This window comes from Pseudomonas entomophila, assembly GCF_023277925.1.
Taxonomy (GTDB): Bacteria; Pseudomonadota; Gammaproteobacteria; order Pseudomonadales; family Pseudomonadaceae; genus Aquipseudomonas; species Aquipseudomonas entomophila_D.
Genome location: NZ_CP063832.1, coordinates 866314 through 885060, shown reverse-complemented (window position 1 = coordinate 885060; position 18747 = coordinate 866314). Strand labels below are relative to the sequence as shown.

The 18747-nt window shown below is 64.4% G+C and carries 22 protein-coding genes and 1 pseudogene; 6 read left to right on the top strand and 17 right to left on the bottom strand.

Annotated features, from left to right (window positions below; all coding sequences use genetic code 11):
• Positions 1–33: 33 nt before the first annotated feature.
• A pseudogene (locus IM733_RS03965) lies at positions 34–4362 on the bottom strand (RHS repeat-associated core domain-containing protein); the annotation flags it as partial.
• A 237-nt stretch (positions 4363–4599) separates the two neighbouring features.
• Complete coding sequence (locus IM733_RS03960; RefSeq protein WP_248919637.1) at positions 4600–5046, bottom strand: type II secretion system protein N; 447 nt, start codon at positions 5044–5046, stop codon at positions 4600–4602.
• 116 nt (positions 5047–5162) lie between these two features.
• Here IM733_RS03960 and IM733_RS03955 point away from each other — a divergent pair, with 116 nt between their 5' ends.
• Complete coding sequence (locus IM733_RS03955) at positions 5163–5597, top strand: GspH/FimT family pseudopilin (protein WP_248919636.1); 435 nt, start codon at positions 5163–5165, stop codon at positions 5595–5597.
• Entirely contained in the window at positions 5594–6190 is a 597-nt protein-coding gene (locus IM733_RS03950; protein WP_248919635.1) for a type II secretion system protein GspJ, read from the top strand. The genes IM733_RS03955 and IM733_RS03950 overlap by 4 nt, the downstream gene beginning before the upstream one ends.
• Here IM733_RS03950 and IM733_RS03945 read toward each other — a convergent pair.
• From IM733_RS03945 to IM733_RS03935, 3 genes are read right to left on the bottom strand one after another with little or no spacing between them, the layout of a single operon-like run.
• Positions 6183–7085 carry a FecR family protein gene (locus IM733_RS03945; protein WP_248919634.1) on the bottom strand — a complete coding sequence of 301 codons (903 nt, stop codon included), beginning with the start codon at positions 7083–7085 and terminating at the stop codon, positions 6183–6185. The genes IM733_RS03950 and IM733_RS03945 overlap by 8 nt on opposite strands.
• 29 nt (positions 7086–7114) lie before the next feature.
• A complete protein-coding gene (locus IM733_RS03940) occupies positions 7115–7657 on the bottom strand; it encodes an RNA polymerase sigma factor (RefSeq protein WP_248919633.1) in 543 nt (180 codons plus the stop codon).
• Positions 7654–8307 (bottom strand): STN domain-containing protein, encoded by a 654-nt coding sequence (locus IM733_RS03935; protein WP_248919632.1) that lies wholly within the window; start codon positions 8305–8307, stop codon positions 7654–7656. Before IM733_RS03935 ends, IM733_RS03940 begins: the two co-directional genes overlap by 4 nt.
• A gap of 159 nt (positions 8308–8466) precedes the next feature.
• Between IM733_RS03935 and IM733_RS03930 the strand changes: the two genes are divergently transcribed.
• The gene (locus tag IM733_RS03930; RefSeq protein WP_248919631.1) at positions 8467–8778 is read left to right on the top strand and encodes a hypothetical protein; all 312 of its coding nucleotides are present in this window, start codon (positions 8467–8469) and stop codon (positions 8776–8778) included.
• A gap of 178 nt (positions 8779–8956) precedes the next feature.
• Positions 8957–9244 (top strand): hypothetical protein, encoded by a 288-nt coding sequence (locus tag IM733_RS03925; RefSeq protein WP_248919630.1) that lies wholly within the window; start codon positions 8957–8959, stop codon positions 9242–9244.
• A 52-nt stretch (positions 9245–9296) separates the two neighbouring features.
• Here the strand turns inward: IM733_RS03925 and IM733_RS03920 are convergent, their stop codons facing one another.
• The 12 genes from IM733_RS03920 to IM733_RS03865 all read right to left on the bottom strand — a co-directional run bounded on the left by IM733_RS03920 (position 9297) and on the right by IM733_RS03865 (position 17565).
• Positions 9297–9557, bottom strand: a complete 261-nt coding sequence (locus tag IM733_RS03920) for a DUF1652 domain-containing protein (protein WP_248919629.1) — start codon at positions 9555–9557, stop codon at positions 9297–9299.
• Positions 9558–9807: 250 nt separating this feature from the next.
• Complete coding sequence (locus tag IM733_RS03915; RefSeq protein WP_248919628.1) at positions 9808–10713, bottom strand: LysR family transcriptional regulator; 906 nt, start codon at positions 10711–10713, stop codon at positions 9808–9810.
• A 197-nt stretch (positions 10714–10910) separates the two neighbouring features.
• Entirely contained in the window at positions 10911–11069 is a 159-nt protein-coding gene (locus IM733_RS03910; RefSeq protein ID WP_248919627.1) for a hypothetical protein, read from the bottom strand.
• A 500-nt stretch (positions 11070–11569) separates the two neighbouring features.
• The gene (locus IM733_RS03905; protein WP_248919626.1) at positions 11570–11818 is read right to left on the bottom strand and encodes a hypothetical protein; all 249 of its coding nucleotides are present in this window, start codon (positions 11816–11818) and stop codon (positions 11570–11572) included.
• 151 nt (positions 11819–11969) lie between these two features.
• The gene (gene ureG / locus IM733_RS03900) at positions 11970–12644 is read right to left on the bottom strand and encodes an urease accessory protein UreG (RefSeq protein WP_248919625.1); all 675 of its coding nucleotides are present in this window, start codon (positions 12642–12644) and stop codon (positions 11970–11972) included.
• Between the two features lie 11 nt (positions 12645–12655).
• A complete protein-coding gene (locus tag IM733_RS03895) occupies positions 12656–13330 on the bottom strand; it encodes an urease accessory protein UreF (RefSeq protein ID WP_248919624.1) in 675 nt (224 codons plus the stop codon).
• Entirely contained in the window at positions 13330–13875 is a 546-nt protein-coding gene (locus IM733_RS03890) for a HupE/UreJ family protein (protein ID WP_248919623.1), read from the bottom strand. Before IM733_RS03890 ends, IM733_RS03895 begins: the two co-directional genes overlap by 1 nt.
• 19 nt (positions 13876–13894) lie before the next feature.
• Positions 13895–14380 (bottom strand): urease accessory protein UreE, encoded by a 486-nt coding sequence (gene ureE, locus IM733_RS03885; RefSeq protein ID WP_248919622.1) that lies wholly within the window; start codon positions 14378–14380, stop codon positions 13895–13897.
• 10 nt (positions 14381–14390) lie between these two features.
• The gene (ureC, locus tag IM733_RS03880) at positions 14391–16094 is read right to left on the bottom strand and encodes an urease subunit alpha (protein WP_248919621.1); all 1704 of its coding nucleotides are present in this window, start codon (positions 16092–16094) and stop codon (positions 14391–14393) included.
• On the bottom strand, positions 16091–16408 hold the full coding sequence (locus tag IM733_RS03875) for an urease subunit beta (RefSeq protein ID WP_248919620.1): 318 nt from the start codon (positions 16406–16408) through the stop codon (positions 16091–16093). The genes ureC and IM733_RS03875 overlap by 4 nt, the downstream gene beginning before the upstream one ends.
• A 10-nt stretch (positions 16409–16418) precedes the next feature.
• Positions 16419–16721: an urease subunit gamma gene (locus IM733_RS03870; RefSeq protein ID WP_248919619.1), complete on the bottom strand. Its 303-nt coding sequence runs from the start codon at positions 16719–16721 to the stop codon at positions 16419–16421.
• Between the two features lie 10 nt (positions 16722–16731).
• Entirely contained in the window at positions 16732–17565 is an 834-nt protein-coding gene (locus tag IM733_RS03865) for an urease accessory protein UreD (RefSeq protein WP_248919618.1), read from the bottom strand.
• 285 nt (positions 17566–17850) lie between these two features.
• On the opposite strand from IM733_RS03865, the gene IM733_RS03860 reads away from it, so the two are divergent.
• Together IM733_RS03860 and IM733_RS03855 are read left to right on the top strand one after the other, a co-directional pair.
• Positions 17851–18222 (top strand): glyoxalase superfamily protein, encoded by a 372-nt coding sequence (locus IM733_RS03860; RefSeq protein ID WP_248919617.1) that lies wholly within the window; start codon positions 17851–17853, stop codon positions 18220–18222.
• Entirely contained in the window at positions 18219–18572 is a 354-nt protein-coding gene (locus IM733_RS03855) for a hypothetical protein (RefSeq protein ID WP_248921116.1), read from the top strand. The genes IM733_RS03860 and IM733_RS03855 overlap by 4 nt, the downstream gene beginning before the upstream one ends.
• The last annotated feature ends 175 nt before the right edge of the window (positions 18573–18747 follow it).

Sequence of the window (18747 nt, the reverse complement as noted above, 5' to 3'; positions counted from 1 at the left end):
ATAGGTTATGTGGGTAGCAGTCGCGGGATTCCCCGCCAGCCCTAACGGATCAGACCAATAAACTGGGTTATCTCCATAGGAATAGAGATTTATACCCCCTGCGTAACTGATCGGGTCCTGGTTGATGAACCGCCCGGCCCTCGGATCATAGTACCGATAGCGGTTGTAATGCAGCCCGGTCTCAGGGTCGTGGTACTGGCCCTGGAAGCGGATCGGGTTGCTCAGGCCAATCTGCTTCGCCCACTCCGAACGGGCCTCCTTGATCTCCCCCCACGCCTTGTACTGCGCCGTCCACGCCACTTCACCATGGTGGTCGGTGAGCTCCATCGGCGTACCGAGGTGGTCACACTGGTACCAGGCGATGGCGTCGATTGGCTGCGGCTTCACCTCGTGTTGCTACAGCGGGTCCTGATCGAAGTCGTACTCCCGGTCGCGCCAGTCCGGCTGGCGTAGCAAGCGGATCGGGCTCTTGCGCAGCGCCTGGGCAACCGGCACGAAACTGCCCGGCTCGTACAGGTAATGCACGGTCCGCCCGGTGTCGCCTTCATCCTGTGGCGGCGAGCTTTCCCAGGCCAGGTTATCGCCATCCCAGCCGTACAAGGTGTAACCACAGCCCAGTTCGCGTTGGCGCTTGGCCCGCTGCATCTGGTTCCAACCACTGCCCGCACGCGGATCATCCTGATGGTGCGCGGTGGAGTGTTTGTGCAGACGGCGGCCCAAGGCGTCGTAGCTGTACGCCACGCTGAGCTTGCTATCGTCGAAACGGACTAATCGGTCGAACAAGTCCCAGCTCAGGCGCGCCTGTTCGCCGTTGTGCAGGCGATGGATCAGGTTGCCACGGTCGTCGTACTGGTAATGAGTACCGGCGTATTCACGCAGCAGGTTGTCCATCAGCTTGTTGCGACGCGGGTCGCTTTCCAGCGGACGATTCAGTTCCTGGGTCTTGTCATCCAGCAGGTTGCCGGCCGGGTCGAAGGCGAAGGTCTCCACGCCGAGACGGCTGGTGGCTTGCAGCAACCGTCCCACCGGATCGTACTGATAGGCCAGGTGCCCGCGACGGGTGTCGTGGATATCGGTCAACTGGCCCACGGCATCGTATTGGTACTGGCGCTTGAGCAGGGTGGACTGGCCATCATGACTGCCCAACAGTTGCTCTTGCAGACGCCCTGCCGGGTCCCAGCTCTGGGTCTGCATCAACTGGTTGCCCTGATGACGCACCACTTCACGGTGCAGGTCATCGCGCTCGTAGGCCAGCAACTCATGCTGGTCGAGGGTCATGCCGAGCACGTGACCGCTGCCGTAGGTGAGCGTGCTGACTTTGTGGCCATCCGGGCGAATGGTCGCCGTGCGCAGGTTCAGCGCGTCGTACTCATGCTTCCACACTGCGACCATCGGCACCTCGGTACCGAGGTAGTACTGGTGCTCGCGGGTCAGGTTGCCCGCCTCGTCATGGAACCACTGCAGCTTGCTGTCGGCGTTGACCGCCTGCACGAGCTTGCCGTTGCCGTCGTAGGCAAAGGTTTCTTCCTGACGTTGATCACCCAGGCTAGCAACCCGGGAAACGATACGCCCCACGGCATCAAAGGACACCTGGGTACGACGCTGTCCGACATAGGTACTGCTCAAGCGACCGCTTTCAGCATCGTACTCGTACCGCGTGACCAGGCCATCAAAGCCCTTTTCCTCCAACAGACGCCCCACAGGATCGAAGAGGAAGGTGGCCTTGCTTTCGTTTTCGTTCTCCAGCCCAATCAGGCGACCCAGTTTGTCCCAGCGGTAACGCAAAGTGTGCTCGGCCGCATCCACCCGCTCGGCCAGCAGGCCCACTGCGTTATAGGCCCAGGTGGTGCAACGGTCCAGTGCATCAGCATGAGCCAGCAAACGGCCTTCAGCATCGCGTTCGAAACGCTCTTCGGTATTGTCCGGGTGAATGACTTTTGCGAGCTGGCCAGTCTTGTATTCATAAGCCGTCTTGCTGCCCGCCGCATCGATGAACTGGGTCAGATAGCCGAAGTCGTCGTATTCCCATTGACTGGTCTTGCCCGAACAATCGGTGTACTCGACCAATTGATCCGCCGCGTTGTACGCCAGTTTCTTCTCGTTGCCGCTGGCGTCCTTGATTGCCTTCACCAGCCCGGAAGACGTGTAGGCAAATTCGGTCTTGTTACCCAGCGGGTCGGTGGTCTCGACCAAGTTGCCCTTCTGGTCGTAGTCCCGCAGCCACAGGCCGCCTTCGGCGTCGCGTATCTTGATCAGGTGACGGCGGTCGTCGTAGGCAAAGTGCGTCTGGGTATGGTCCGCGCGGATATGGCGGATGACACTGCCTTGCTGGTCGTAGTCATAGCGGTCTTCGCTGCCATCCGGGTGAACGTGACGCAGCAGCTTCTTGCGCTCATCGCGGAACAACCATTCCGAACGTTCGTCGGGGTGGCGAACCCGATAGAGGTGGCCCTGGATGTCGTAGTAGTACCAGGTCTCCTGGCCGTGGGCGTCGGTGACGTAGGTGAGGCGAATGTTCTCGTCCCACTCCAGGCGGGTGTCGTAACTGCCATCATCGGCCCATTCGCGAATGGCCTTGGCGTCGAAGGCGCTGCCGTCCCAGTGCAGGTTCATGCCCCTGCCGGTACGGTCGGTGTAACGGGTCACCAGGTGGTTCTGATAATGGTAATGCCAGGCCGCGCCGTGCTCATCCTGGACGGCGGTCAGGTCGCCCTGATCATCGTAGTGGTAGGCACACAGCTGGCGCAGTGGTTGACCGTCACGCATTTCCCACAGGCCGATGACATGGCCGTGGTCATCGATCAAGGTGCCGAGGTGGCGGTGAATCTGGCTCGGGTCATCCTGATAGGTGATGACGTCCGAGAGCACCGGCCGGCCATTGTGGCGGTGCTCGTAATGCAGCATGCAGCTGGCGCCACTGGCGAGCGTGATCTTCTGCAGGTAATAGCGTTCCTCAACCCGCAGGTAGTATTCCTTGCGCTCGAAGCCTCGGCAGATCACCAGTTCGTTTTCGCGGCTGCGAACCAGCAGCAGGTCCTCGATGGCATTGAACAGCGACTGCTCTAATTTCGGCAGTTCGAACGCGTGGCTTCGACCGTCGTGGTCATGGAACACCAGCCCCTTGCCCACTACGTCGATACGGGTGGTGAACTCGGTGACCCAGCGCGCACCGAGGGTGCCTTGATCGTATTCGGCCAGGCGCGAGTGGTAGGTCCGCTCCCATTCGATGGGGAATGGTCCGGGCAGACTGAAATCGGTATGCAGGATGAATTCGGAGCCCAGCGAGAAACTGATGCTATGGCCTGTACGTGCCTTGGGTTCGGGAGGGCAAGGCTTACGCTTGGGGCTGGCTGTCCCTTCCGCCTTCGCTTGCGAGCCACTGACCGCCAACTCCCCTTTGCCCTTCTCTCGCTCCACCTGCGTGGTGGTCCCCGGCTTGCTCACCCCCGGCTGCCCATTCTTGTTGCGCTTGCGGAAGCCCTTCACCGCCCCGCCCAGCACCGTCAGCATCCAGCCGATGCTCATCTGTGTGCCGGGGTCCGCCAGCTTGGCGAATTGCCGGGCCATCTCCGGCCCTAGTGCGCGCAGTTGGCCGGTGTTGGCCAAGACCTTGGTCTTGATCTCGTCCGGCAGCAGTTTACTGGTGGCGCTGTTGGCCAGCCCCTTGCCCGCAGCCTTGTAGGCGCTATGTACGGCACCTAAGAAGTTGCTGAAGGCGGCCTTGGGGTCGTTGAGCAGCTTGTCGGCGGCGGCAGACGCCTGTTTGCCCGCCTTCGACATGTCGCCCTTGGCGTCTAGCTGGCTCAGGGCAACCTTCTCCAGGCCGGTGGCGATCTCGCTGGTCATCTTGGTACCTAGCGCACCGGCGTCGGCCAGAATGCTGGCGATCTTCGGTTGGGCCTTGGCTACGAAATCGTCGATAGTCCCGGCGATGGTGGCGTTGAGATGACCGATCAGCACCTGGATCAGCGAATCCCCCAGCAGCATCTTGGCGCTGTTGCGCAGCTCCTGGCGCACCAGGAACAGGGTCGGGCGCAGGCTCATGCGCGCTGCGGCCATGGTCGGTGGCGCCGGCAGTACGCCGATCAGGTTGATGCCCAGGCTCACCCAGTCGAGCAGTTGGCGGTTCTTGCTCTTGACCAGGGTCACCACGTCGCCCAGGGCGTCGACCAGGGCCATGATGTTGCCCACCACCGGCAGCGCGCCGGCCACGGTCTTGATGCGTTCGAGGGTGACGTAGCCGCCGCTGACCGACTGCAGCCAGGCGTCAAAGGCCGCGGCGCCGCGGCCGACGTCCTTGGCATCGATGGTGTTGAGCGGGGCGACGGCGACCTGCGGTTCGCGTTGTTTGGCTTCGGTCATGCCAGCACCTCATGGCTCAGCGGGCCGTCGAAGCGCAGGCTTGCGTGGGTACGAACGACTGAGGCGATCATCCTTATCCCTCTTGCTGTTCAATCCATGCCACCTCCAGTAAACGAGATGGCGCAAACAGTCCCCGTGACTTACCGCGCGAACCTGGCAGGTCATGGTTCCATGCTTGGCCTGCGACAGGTGAGCGCCAATCGACAAAAACAAGCGGGGTTACACGGGGCGTCACAACTATAGTTCGCTTTTTGCGTTCAGATTGTCATTGCTCCAGGACGATGTGCGCGCCAGTACAGGCACCTCGACGCGGCTGCGCTGCCCTGCACGCTCGATCAACAGCCCGTCGGCTTCGATGGCGACCAGGCGCACGCCGCGGGCCAGTTCCTCGCCACTGCGCATTGCACGGGCCGGGCCGCCGTCCAGGCTGACGATGGCCACGGCCCCCTGGCTACCCGCCATCACCCCACTGACCTTGATGTCCACCTGAACGGGGATATCGGCGAACCAACGGGCAGCAGGCACCTCGCCCATGGCCTGCGCGGAAGCGGGTTCGACCGGGCCGGCCAACGGAGCCGACGGCAACAATACCCAGACCCAGGCGAGCACGCCGGCGACCGCGGCCAGTGCCCCCACCCCTTGCAGCAGCAGGTTGGGGGAAACGGTGATGTGGGCTATCTGCATGGTCACGGGCTCCTTGTGTACCAGCGCCCGAGCATAGCGGCCAATTCTCACGGTTTTGTTTCACATCACGATCATCTTCGTCGGGCATGCTGCCTTGCAGGACAAGGAGCCACCCCATGAATGGACAACGCGGTTTCACCCTGATCGAGCTGATGGTCGTGCTGGTGATCGTCGGGATCGCCAGTGCCGCTATCAGCCTGAACATCCGCCCCGCCCCAGGCAAGCGCCTGCACGCCGACGGCGAACGCCTGGCGCAATTGCTGGAACTGGCGCAAGGCGAGGCCCAGGCTGACGGCCAGCCCCTGCGCTGGCAACGCGAGCCGGGGGGCTATCGCTTCGTCAGGCCCGACGGGCAGGTACTTGCAGAGGGCCCGTTGCGGCCTCGGCGCTGGCAGGCCGAGGCGGTCAAGGTCCAGGTCGAGCCGCGCGGCCCACTGTGGCTGGACGGTGAATGGGTCACGGCGCCCCTGAGCTTGCGCCTGCACAGCGGCCAGGCCACGGTGCAACTGACGCGCACAGGCAGCGGTCAGGTCCGGGTGAGCCAGCCATGACGCGCCGCGCCCAAGGTTTCACCCTGATCGAAGTGATGATCGCCATCCTGCTGATGGCGGTGGTCAGCCTGATTGCCTGGCGCGGGCTGGATAGCGTCAGCCGCGCCGACCGCCATGTGCGCCAGGCCAGCGAGGACAGCCAGGCGGTGCTGCGGGTGTTCCAGCAACTGGAGCGCGACCTGGCGCTGCGCGCGACCCTGGAGCTGGCCGAACCGCCCCTGCCAGGGCGCGAGCCGCCCGACAAAGCGCCACTGCCGGCATTGCGTGCCCGTATCGACCGCCTCGAGCTGATACGCAACGGCGCCGTGCCAGGCAGCGGCCTGCAACGCGTACGCTGGTACCTACGCGGCGGCACCCTGTATCGCGCCACCGCACCTGCAAGTGACCGCTACCCGCTGCCGGCGCCCAAGACGGCGACGGCGGTACTGGCCAACGTGACGGCTTTCAGCCTGCGTGGCTGGCAGGCCAAGGGCGGGTGGCAGGCACCGGGGAGCCAGCCTCAAGACGCCCCTGCCGGCCTGGAAGTGCGCCTGGCCTGGCGCGGCCCCCAGGGCGAGGAACGTTACCGCCAGGTACTGGGCCCCTTCAACTGACCAGCACCACGCCACCTGGCAACTCCAGGCAGCGGGCACCGTAGGCGGCGCGAATCAACTCGGCGGCCTGGGGCAACTGCTCGAAGCTCAAGCGTGCCTGTACCCGGCGACGCCCCAGGGATGGGTTGAGCAGCAGCAGGCGCCCGGGCCGGTAGCGGTTGATCTCGTCGATCACCAGGGCCAAGGGTGCGTCGTTGAACACCAGCATACGCTCGCGCCAGGCCATCACCTGGCGGCTGTCGAAGGCCTGGGGCTCGCCGATATGCCGGGCGCCAAAACGCAGCTGGCGCCCAGCCGGCAACGCCTCGACACGCCCCAGCACGGTAATGCGCAGCTCACCATTCAGGCAGGTGACGCAGACGCCGTCGTCGTCCTCACGCACGTTGAAACGCGCCTGCTCGGCACTGATCACCCCCTCGCCCGCGCTCACCTGCACGGCATGACGGGCAAACACCTCGATCTCGCCCCCCAACAGCGCGATACCGTGAGCCTGGCGGCTTACACGAGTGCGTACATTCATTTCCAGGTCGATCCCCGGTGCCAGTTCGACACGACGCTGCTCCCCCAATGCCGTCTCGAAGGCCGCCGGCTGGGCATCCGCGTCGCCCAACAGGCCGGTGTTCCAGGCAACGAACGCCGCCGTGGCCGCCACCGCGCCACCGAGCAAGGCGCGGCGCCCCAGGCTCGGCATCACTGGGTTGGCCTGCTGTGCGGCAGGTTCCAGCAGCCGCCACAAGCGACGTGCCTGGGCGAAGGCTTCGGCATGCGCCGGGCTGCGCGCGCACCATTGCCGCAGGGCGCAGGCATCGGCCTCGGTGGCTTGGCCGGAGGTCAGCCGCACGAGCCAGGCCTGGGCCTGGCGCTGCAAGTCGGGATCGGGCGAAATCTGGGCCATGGTGCTCACATGAAAGAGTCGACTATTGATCAAGACGGTTTTCCCGCCCCTGGACCGAACCGCTGGAACGCTTTTCGGTCCAGACGCATCGCGCAATGCCCCAGGGCGGCCTTGAGCTCTTTTTCCACAGTGCGCGTGGATATGCCGAAACGCTGTGAAATTTCCAGGTGCGAAGCCTCCTCCAGACGCGCGGCGATAAAGATTCTGCGGCGCCTGGCCGGCAGCTCGTAAAGCGCACCCAGCAGGTTCTGAATCTCGCGCTGGCCACCGACGATGCGCGCCGGGTCTTGATCCTCGGCCACTTGCAGCAGGGCTTCGATCTCGGCCCCGGTAAGCAGCCGTGCGTCGGCCTCGCGGCGGTCGGCGGCGACGTTCAGGGCCATGCGGTACAGATAGGCGTCCGGCTTCTGCAGGTTGTGCACAGCCTCCATGCGGTCGACCCGCAGGTAGGTTTCCTGGAGCACATCATGGGCCAGGTCATCGCAACCGAACCGACGCTTCAGACGCAGCCTGAGGGCATCGTAGGAATTCAGAAACAGCTTGAGTAACGCACTGTCCCGAGGTGTGTTCATGCCGCCGCAGCTCCTTGCGATAAAGGGCAATCCATGGGTACCGGGCGCAACAGCAGGGTGACCGGCTGCGCCAGGGATGTCGGCGGTGCGCGTTGCAGGCGCACCGCGCGCAAACGTTCGACCAGTTCGGCATCGCGGAGGAAATCGCCGGTCGAGGCCAGCAGCCGGCTCTGCACCAGTTGGCCACCTGCGTCGATCCACACCTGCACGGCCGCCCGATAGCTACCGGGGCGGGTCAGCGCGGAACTGCACAAGGCCTGCTCCACCGCTTGTTGCAATGCCAGGGCATAACTGTTGCCCACCGTTGTTGTCGGGTTGCCGCGCCCCCTTCCCGTCCCCCTTGCCTGGCGCACTGGCTGCAAGGTGAAACCACCCGCCCCGCTGTAGTGGGCTTGCAAACCGGTGCCTTGCAACAGGCGCTGCAGGCCTTCCCGCGCGGTGTAACGCCCCTGTACCGGGCTTGAGCGTTGCCCGGCCAGCAGCGCCCGGTCGACCAGCACCGCCAGGCCGCTCTGCCTGGCGAAGCTGTCCAGGGCCAGGTTCAAAGGCTGTGCCGGAATAACCAGGGCCAACAACACCTGGCTGCGCGCGGGCAGCGAAACCAGCAACCAGGCCAGGGCTACCAGGCCGGTCACACGCAATGCACGCATGGATGAACGAGCCTCCTTGCTGGCCGCCGCTGCCGGGGAAACGTCATCCTGGGGCTTGTGCATGACGCTGTGGTGACAGCGTGCCGCAACCAAAGCTTCACCCGGGTTCGACATAGCACGGGCTAGACTTCGGCCAGGAATGGTTCGAGGAGTGTGCCCATGGGCAAAATGTCGCTGGCTACCTTCGCGCTGCTGGCCTGTGCGTGGCCAGCGCTCGCCGAGGGGCCCAAGGCCGGCCAAGGCTGTATCGACGTGCAGGTAGGCCAGTCACGGGCATTGGCCTATGACTGCCTGAGCCAGCAGCTGCAAGGCAGCGATCCGCGGGCGGCCAAAGGGCTGCGGGAGCGGCTTGATCCGGTGCAGCAATTGCAACGCCAGGCGCCGAACCAGAAGGGGTTGGCCACGCCGGCGGCGACTTCGACACGGATGGGTAATGCATTCGGTGGCTCGGTGATACCGCAACGACCTTGAAATCAAGTGCGCCACCCCTGCAGGAGCCGGCCTTGCCGGCGAGTGGGCCAGTGCAATCAACACAAGGCGGCGGCCCCCACAGGGGATGTTCGCCCATTGGCATTGAAACAATTTGAACGTTTGAGCGCGGCAAGCTTCCAATGATTGATGACTGCCCTTGTTCATCCGGAGCTCCGCCATGCGCATGTCCTGCCGTGCCCCCTGCGCCTGCCTGGAACTGGACTACGTACGCGACACCCTGTTTGGCTCGGTGGCGCAACACGCCGAATGCCAGGTCCAGATCGCCGCCCTCAGCCTCCAGGGCCGCCCGGCCCTGCGCCTGCATATCGAGCCGCCGCTGCCTGGCAAGGTCGACCGTGCGCACAGTGTGTCGTTCACCTGGGAGGGGCGAAGCTATCGGGGCGTCGTTCGCGATCACGTCAAATGTGGGGATGGCGGGCTGAACCTTCTGCTCGAACTGCAATGAAGCAACCCGGTGTGCACCCGGCCAACCTTGGTCGGCCGGGTTGGCCTGATGCTCAGGCGATGGCCTTGAGTGCGGATGGATGCGCTTGACGCTGCGCCTTCAACTGCGTCACCAAACCTACCAGGTCGCGGCAACTGTTGAGGCTGGCGAGCGGAACGCCGGTCAGGGTCAGGCAGTCGTCCAGGTTCTGCCCCTGGCCCAGGCGGATGGTGAGGTTTTCGCCGTCCGGGCAGCTTACCTCGCAGCGATCCGGCAGGCAGGCCTGCTCGATCATCTGCCGCATCTCAAGCACTGAAACTCCTATCAACGACATGGTACGACCCTCTCTATGCTGGATGGCCTGTGATGTGAGTACGCTTTCGCGTGGCCGAGCGCCAATTGATATTGCCCATGCCCAAGCGGTGCTCCATGCGTCGCGCCTAATGCAGGCATGCAAGATCCTCTAGCACCTTAGTGGAAGAATCCTGCCAGGCAGTGTTCGTTCGATCATTTGCGCGAACGGCGCGACGGGTGGTCGGAAACAGGACGATGAGCGGCCTGGTGCAGGCGCTGCCATATCGGCGCTACAACCGCGCCAGTTCCTCCCGGCAGAACTCCACGAACAACTGCGCCGGCTTGGTCAACTGCACACGCTTGAGGTGCGCCGCCGCCAACCCCGACAAGGCCACGGGCTCGACGATATCCAGCATCACGAGGCGCTGCCCGTCGTAGGTGAACTCCGAGCAGGGCCGGGTGACCAGCAGCGAAAAGCCGAAGCCCTGCCCCACCATGCCTCGCACCATCTCGATGGAGGGTGAGCTGAAGACGATGTTGGGCGTCAGCCCCAGCTCGTTGAACAGGCTGACGAAGTAAGTGCGGCTGGGCGCCACGTCGAGCAAGATCATCGGCTCCGGGCACAGGTCGCGCAGCGACACCTGGGCCTGCCCGGCAAAACGGTGCTTGTCCGGCAGCAGAACATAGGGTTTCTGGGGTGGCATCAACGGCTCGGTCTCGATGGTGCCGTCCAGGTCGTGGTCATAGAGAAAGGCCAGGTCGAAGGTGCCTGCGGTCAGCCCCTGAATCAAATCCTGCTGTTCACCGTCACGCAGGCGGATGTCCACCCCTGGGTAGCGCTCGCGAAAGCCCGCGATCAACCTGGGCAGGTACAACGGCGCCACGGTCTCGAAGCAGCCGATATCGATCTGGCCGGCCACGGTATCGTTGTCGGCCAGGGCGTTCTGCTCGAATTCATGGGCCATCTGCAGCAGCGACTTGGCCTTGGCGTAGAAACGCTTGCCGCCAGGGGTCAGCGACACGCCCTGGGCGTGATGGCGAATGAACAGCTGGACACCGAAGCTCTCTTCCAGGCTCTTGATCGCCGTGGAGATCGAAGGCTGGGCGATATAGAGCTGGCGCGATGCCTCGGCGACGCTGCCGGCCTCCACCGTGGTGACGAAGTACTTCAGTTGACGCAAGGTGTAGGAAGCCACGGGTACCTCTCTGGCGCCACTGCCGACGCGCGGGGAATTTTCCTGTCAGCTTACCTCGTCGTCGGTGAGGTGCGGGGATGGCCCAGCCAAGGATTTAGCTGGACGTTGAGGATATTTTCAGTGGCCTTGCTCCAAAGATCACTGTCAGTGGGGCCCCACTGACAGTGATCTACAAGGTCCGCTGGACCTGAGGGCAATCAGTCGAAATCAAAGGGCGGCTGGCAATGTCCAGCACTTGTCAGATAGGTGCCTTCTGGGCATGGGATCGCCGGAACAGGCGACCACCCCCCAGCGGCATGGGCAACCGGAATTAGGCCTGCGGTTGCGATGAGGGCGATCAGTGCGAACTTCTTCATACATGTTTCCTGGGTGAAATTTCGGGACTCAAACTGCGACAGGTGATTAATCCTGCCCATCCCTGCCGTCAGCCCGACAAACTTTACGCAACGTCCCCGGCACAAGCGTTAGCTCAAACCTCAGGAATACCCCGAAAATTTATCTCAGCTTCGCAGGCAAAATCCCCGCCAACCAACTCACGCAGCGATGAGCCTACAAGGACTTTCCCCTGGGCTGCTCGTACGCCAGGCCTGGGCTTAAGCTCAGCACCTCTGGCTGTTCTGGCCGGATGAGGAACAGGGTCGACAACACTCGCCTGGAGCAGGCGCTCAGACAGGGTTGGCACAGAGCCTGGAAGCACGATACTGCCCATTTTCAAACACTGGCGCGTGTTGTCGGGTCAGGTGCTGATACCGATTGGCTGGGGTGTGGGTGGTAGCGACAGGAGCACGAACACACCAACGCCTGGGAACGGTATTCGCAGACGCAGGTGCATGAAGGTCATAAGACGCGGAGTCGGTCAGTCAAATTCAAAGCTTGGCTGGCAGTGCCCGGCCCCAGTAAGAAACGTGCCCTCCGTACATGCGATGGGGGCAATGTTGCCAATATAGCCGACGGGCCGAAGGTCAGCGGTCGTCATGGTATCGCCCCAGTTGCACGGTGATGCGACAGCCATCACCGGGTCAGTTGAGTGCATGTACTCGTTGCCATAGGTCATCTGGGCCAGGCTTACAGTGGCCAATAGTGCGATCGATACGATCCTTTTCATAGTTCTCTCCTTGAATGAGGGCTCCGCCGCCATGTGCTGGACGTGAAGGGCACCACTGCGCGTTCAGCACTATAAAACTGTACAACCCTGTGCCACCCATTGATTGAGCACAGATGCCGGCAACCACGTAGGAGACCTCGTCAGCCAACCGTTACGCAGGCTCTTGGCCCGTTAAATTGCCGGATGGCACACCCTCGCCCCCGCCACGTCTTTCGCCGAGCATGCCTCGCTCGACGATGAAATCGATCACCGCCTGCAAGCCGTCGCCCCGCTTCAGGTTGCTGAACGTCCACGGCCGTTCAGGGCGCATGCGCCGGGTATCACGCTCCATCACCTCCAATGAGGCGCCGACGTACGGCGCCAGGTCGGTCTTGTTGATCACCAGGAAGTCCGACTTGGTGATACCAGGCCCCCCCTTGCGCGGGATCTTCTCGCCTTCGGCGACATCGATCACATAGATGGTCAAGTCGGCCAGCTCGGGGCTGAATGTCGCACTGAGGTTGTCGCCGCCACTCTCAACGAAGATCACTTCGAGGTTGCCGAACTTGCGTGCCAGCGCCTCGACAGCGGCCAGGTTCATCGAGGCGTCCTCGCGGATCGCGGTGTGCGGGCAACCACCGGTCTCGACACCGACGATGCGCTCGGGCTCCAGGGCACCGGCTTCGGTGAGGATGCGCTGGTCTTCCTTGGTATAGATGTCGTTGGTGACCACGGCGATCTGATAGCTGTCGCGCATGGCCTTGCACAGGGCTTCTAGCAGCGCGGTCTTGCCGGAGCCAACCGGGCCGCCGACACCGACACGCAGGGGTTGCTGGTAGTTTTGCATCGTGGCAATCCTCAGGAACGGAACAATCGGGTGTATTGGGTTTCGTGGCGCGATGAGGCAATGGCCAGCATGGGCAGGCCACCGCCTATCTGGTCATCATCGAGCGTCAAGGCGTGATCGAACACGGCGGGCAACGCCTCGCCGAGGTCGCGCAGCAGGGTCTGGGCGGCCTGCTGGCCGAACGGCACCAGCTTCACCCCGGCCATCACCGCGCCTTCCAGCCAGGCGAAGCCATGGCCCAAGGCAAGCTGGCGCAACGGGATCGACCAGTACGCGCCGAGCCAGGCCATGCCGCCGAGCTGGCTGAGCCCAAGGCTGGAGCGCCAAGCTGAGTCCTGGCCCAGCTGCCAGCCATCGAGCAGGCGCGCCAGAGCACTGCCGCGCTGGGTCTCCTCCAGACGCAACTCAGCCGTCTCGCGATTGGCCAGCAGGAAACGGCTCCAGCGGCCGAACGCCTCGGCATCATCGGCCAGGCAAGCTCGGTACAAGCGTGCCAGCACCGGCCAGTCGAGGCAGCCAAGGGTCTCGCGCAGTTGCTCGCGCTGCCAGGCGGCGAAACCTGCGGCATCCCTCACCCAACCGGCCTCGACGGCCCACTCCAGGCCTTGCGAGTACGTAAAGCCCCCCACCGGCAGGCCTGGGCTTGCCAACTGCAGCAAGCGCAGCAGCGCCAGGTCAGTGCTCATCAGCCAGCCAGCACGAGTGCGGCACCGGCCAGCAGGCCGCCACCGAAGGCTTTCTGCAGACGGGCATGGCGTCGCAGCAGGCAGCCCACAGCGAAACCGACCACCAGCAGCACGCCACTGACCGTGACGAAACCGGCGCTGAACAGCCAGAATGCGCTGGGCGTGGCCTCGACGCCGTGGGCCCAGCCATGGAACAAGGCGAATACCGGCATGATCAGTGACAGCAGCAGCTGACGGCTCGGTAGCAGCATGGCAGCGGCGGCCACCAGCAGCGACGCGACGATCATCTGCTCCATGCCCAGCACATCGCCGAACAGGTGGCCGCACACTGCACCTGCGAACATGGCCACCAGAGTGGCCAGCGGCAGCATGAGGGTGCGCCGAGTCAAGGCCGCGAGCACACCCGTGCCGATCAGCATCAGCAAGTGATCGAGGCCAGTCAGCGGATGCAGCAGGCCATCCTGCAACGGGTTGGCGTCGTGACCAGGGTGGGCGAAGGCCGGCAAGGCCACCATCAGCAATACCAGGGCGAAAAGCTTTTTCATGGTTGGCTCCAGGGTGAGGTCAGGAATGGGCTGGCACACGCACGAAGGGATGATCGTGGCCGTGGGAATGACCATGGGATACGCTTTGGTAGGCGCCAGCCTCGGGCTCGAATGGTGCCTGCTCTTCGAGCACCTCCAGGCCCAGGCCACGCAGCATGTCGTCAAGCACATGGTCATGCTGGTAACGCAACAGGTTGGGCTCGATCTGCAGCGGCACATGGCGGTTGCCCAGGTGATAAGCGGCGCGGGCCAACAGGTGCGGGTCGGCGCAACGTACCGTCGACACCGCCTCGGGCGCCGCCAGCACGCGGACTACCTGGCGGCCATCGGCGTCGGCAAGCAGCTCGCCACCGCGCAACAGGTGCCCACGCTCGAGCATCAACCCTGCCTCGCGGCCATCGTCCAGCTTGACCCGTAGACGGCTCTTGATACGGCTGTCGACATCGAGCGTGAGGGTGCCGGTGACCAGTGCGGCTTCAGGGACCCGTCGGGTGAGTACGATCATGTTCGCTCCTTCAGAACAGGAAATAGCGCTGGGCCAGTGGCAATTCATGGGCCGGTTCGCAAACCAGCAGCTCACCATCGGCACGCACCTGGTAGGTCTGCGCATCGACTTCGATCCGTGGTTGCAACGTGTTGTGGAGCATGTCGGCCTTGCGCACCCGTCGGCAGCCGTGGGCCACGCCGATCAGGCTGCGCAGGTTGAGTTCCTCGGCCAGGCCACGGTCCATGGCCGCCTGGGGCAGGAAGGTCATCCGCGTGGCATGCCGGGCCGCGCCAAGGGCGCCGAACATCGGCCGGTAGTGCACCGGTTGCGGCGTCGGGATCGAGCCGTTGATATCGCCCATGGGCGCGGTGACGATCATCCCGCCCTTGAGCACCAGCGCAGGCTTGACCGCGAAGAACGCCGGGGCCCAGAGCACCAGGTCGGCGAGTTTGCCCACTTCCACCGAGCCCACTTCGTGGGCAATGCCGTGAGTCAGCGCCGGGTTGATCGTGTACTTGGCGATGTAGCGCTTGACCCGGAAGTTGTCGCTGTAGCGGCAGTCTGGCGCCAACGGCCCACGGCGCAACTTCATCTGGTGAGCGACCTGCCAGGTGCGCAACACCACTTCGCCGACCCGGCCCATGGCCTGGGAGTCGGACGAGGTCATGGCGAACGCGCCCATGTCGTGGAGGATGTCCTCGGCGGCGATGGTTTCGCGGCGGATGCGTGATTCGGCGAAGGCCACGTCCTCGGCGATGCTCGGGTCCAGGTGATGGCAGACCATCAGCATGTCCAGATGCTCGTCGACGGTATTGACCGTGTACGGCAGGGTCGGGTTGGTCGATGACGGCAGCACGTTGGCCTGCCCCGCCGCGCGAATGATGTCCGGGGCATGGCCGCCGCCGGCACCTTCGGTGTGGAAGGTGTGGATGGTGCGGTCACCGATGGCGGCCAGGGTATCCTCGATGCAGCCCGACTCGTTGAGCGTGTCGGTGTGGATCGCCACCTGAATATCCATCTCTTCGGCCACGCCCAGGCAGCAATCGATGGCCGCGGGCGTCGAGCCCCAGTCCTCGTGCAGTTTCAGGCCCACGGCACCCGCGGCGATCTGCTCGCGCAAGGCTTCGGGGCGCGAGGCATTGCCCTTGCCCAACAGGCCGATATTGATCGGCAGGCAATCGGCGGCCTGGAGCATGCGCGCCAGGTACCAGGGGCCGGGGGTACAGGTAGTGGCGTTGGTGCCGGTGGCCGGCCCGGTGCCGCCGCCGATGAAGGTGGTGACGCCACTGGTCAGCGCCTCTTCCACCTGCTGCGGGCAGATGAAATGGATATGCGAGTCGATACCGCCCGCCGTGACGATCTTGCCTTCGGCCGCGATCACTTCAGTGCCCGGGCCGACGGGCACGGTGACGCCGGGTTGCACGTCAGGGTTGCCGGCCTTGCCGATGGCGGCGATGCGCCCGTGCTTGACACCGATGTCGGCCTTGACGATACCCCAGTGGTCGATGATCAGGGCGTTGGTCAGGACCAGGTCCATGGCCTCGGCGGCGAGCATCTGGCCTTGCCCCATGCCGTCGCGGATGACTTTGCCGCCACCGAACTTGACCTCTTCACCATAAATGGTGAAGTCCTTCTCCACCGCCACCCACAGCGCGGTGTCGGCCAGGCGCACGCGGTCACCGACGGTGGGGCCGAACATGTCGGCGTAGGCCTGCCGGGAAATGCGGCTCATGCCCTGCCCTCCAGCGCACCCATCACCTTGCCCTGGAAGCCGTACACCTCGCGCTTGCCGGCGTAGGCCACCAGTTGCACGGTCCGCGCCTGGCCCGGCTCGAAGCGCACCGCGGTGCCGGCCGGGATGTCCAGGCGATAGCCGCGCGTCGGCGCGCGCTCGAACACCAGGGCGTCGTTGACCTCGAAAAAGTGGTAGTGCGAACCGACTTGCACAGGGCGGTCACCGTGGTTGGCGACACTGACGCTGAGCGTTTCTCGGCCGACATTGAGTTCGATGTCGCCTGCGGCGACCTGGACCTCTCCGGGAATCATGCGGGGCTCCTCAGACAATAGGGTCATGCACGGTCACCAGCTTGGTGCCGTCGGGGAAGGTCGCCTCGACCTGGACGTCATGGAGCATTTCCGGCACGCCGTCCATGACCTGTTCGCGCACCAGCACCTCGCGCCCGAGACTCATCAGTTCGGCCACGCTGCGACCGTCACGGGCGCCCTCCAGCACCGCGGCGCTGATCAGTGCCACCGCTTCCGGATAATTCAGCCGCAGGCCACGGGCCAGGCGCCGTTCGGCCAGCAGCGCGGCGGTGAACAGCAGCAGTTTGTCTTTCTCTCGCGGGGTCAGCTCCATGGCGGCTCTCTCAAGTGGCCCAGATGCGCGGCGGGCACGGCGCCAGGCCGAGCACGGCCGGGCGCAGCAGGTGCCAGAGGCGCTGCAGGTTGTGTTGCAGGTGTTGGTTGTCGTGGTCGAGTAGGCGGATCACCAGCAGCGGGCCGAGCAAGGTCGCGCCAGCCGGGGTGTCGAGGGCCTCTAGCTGTTGGCGGACCTGCTCCAGCACGGCCTGGTCGGCCGGCGTTGCGCAGAACGTCGCGATCAGCGGGTATCCGCCCACCTTGTCCAGGTGCCCCCCGTCGATGCGCAGGCGCTCGTGCAAGCCGGGATCGCCAGGCAGTTCGATGCACAGGCGGCTGTCGAGGCCGCCCTGGGCGAAACGCTCGCCCATCACCGGCCGGCCCAGGCACAGGGTTTCCCAGGCCAGCAAACGGGCGCCGGGCTCAAGGCTGAAGCGGCTGTCGAGGCTGGCCCGGGCGCCATTGAAGAAAATGCTGTCTTGCGGCAGCCACTCCAGGGTGCTGCCAGCGGCGAGGTGAAAGCGTTGGGCCAGGCGCGCGGTCGGGCCGATGCTGCGGTAGAACTTGCTGGCGCCGGGCATGGTCAGCAGTGCGTGGCTGCCGGTTTCGAGGTCAATATCCAGCTCCAGGCGATCACCGGCGACGATACCGCCAGGCGGATGCAGCACATAGACATGGCAAGGGGCGCCCTCCGGGTAGAACGGGCGCTGCACCAAAAGGGGTCCGACATGGCGCCGCGCACCAAGGCGGGTCACGCCATCGCGCAGGATGAAGCGCAACTGCAGGTGCGCGCTCCAGCCCGGGTCTGCCTGTGGTGGTTCGATCTGCTGCGCCAACGACATCCTGGAACCCCTGGAATCCGTGGCCTTGCGGCCGTCCGGAGGGCCGTGCGCTGGGCGCGTGCAGGCGCGCCAGGCTGACCACTCGATCAATATTCGCTGGCTGGATATAGCAGGTAGCGGGCCAAGTCCGCAGGTGAACGAAGATGAAACTTCCGGACCGTCGGTCATGCCGTCTGGCCTTGGGCCAGAGCGGCCGGCGCATTGGCGCGCGCTTAACGTGCCTTCCCGCGCGCGCAGCTGCGCTAAAGTGGCGCTCCCGCCCCTTTTCGATGCAAGGACGTACCCATGACATTCGCCCCCGCCATCCCGATCCTGCGCATTTTTTCGATCGACAAGGCCAGGGAGTTCTACCTCGACTTTCTTGGGTTCCAGCTCGACTGGGAACACCGCTTCGCCCCGGACCTGCCGCTGTACATGCAAGTCCATCGCGACGGCCTGATCCTGCACCTGTCCGAGCATCACGGTGACGCCACGCCGGGCTCGGCGGTGTTTGCCCGGGTAGAAGACCTCAAGGCCCTGGAGCGCGAACTGCTGGGCAAGCAGTACGGCTACGCGCGCCCCCAGACAGAAACCGTCGACTGGGGCCTGGAGATGCAGATCGTCGACCCATTCGGCAACCGCCTGCGCTTCTGCCAGCAGATTGGCGACGACGCCTGATGGCCGGCGACAAACGGGCACTGGCGCGCCTGGAACGAGAAATGGTCGCCTGCCTGACCGAGGCCTGCGCAACGGCCCAGGCCGAGATCGTCGGCTTCGCCTGGCTCACGCACCTGGTCGATCTCGACGATTTTCCCGCCAGCCTGCGCATCACCTGGGTGTTCACCGACGACACCGACAAGGCCAGGGCGCTGGCGGGCGAGGACAAGGCGCGGATGCTCGCGTTGACGGCCCAGGCGCTCGCGGGTGCCGGCATCCTGCTGGACCATGTCGCCTGGCATGTGCGCTTCGACAGCGAGGAAGCGTGCTGGCGGGATCATGGTGGTGACTGGAACCGGCGCTTGCGTTGAGTGCCGCGCCCATTCACCTGTAGAAGCGGCTTTAGCCGCGATGCGGGCGACGCGGTGTCTGGCACCCGCTTCGCAGGTGATCGCGGCTAAAGCCGCCCCTACAGAAGACCCTGTTCCCCCCAAAGGGTTGTGTGATCTCCTACAGTTCCCGATCCGCGCCGGATGTATTAAGGTG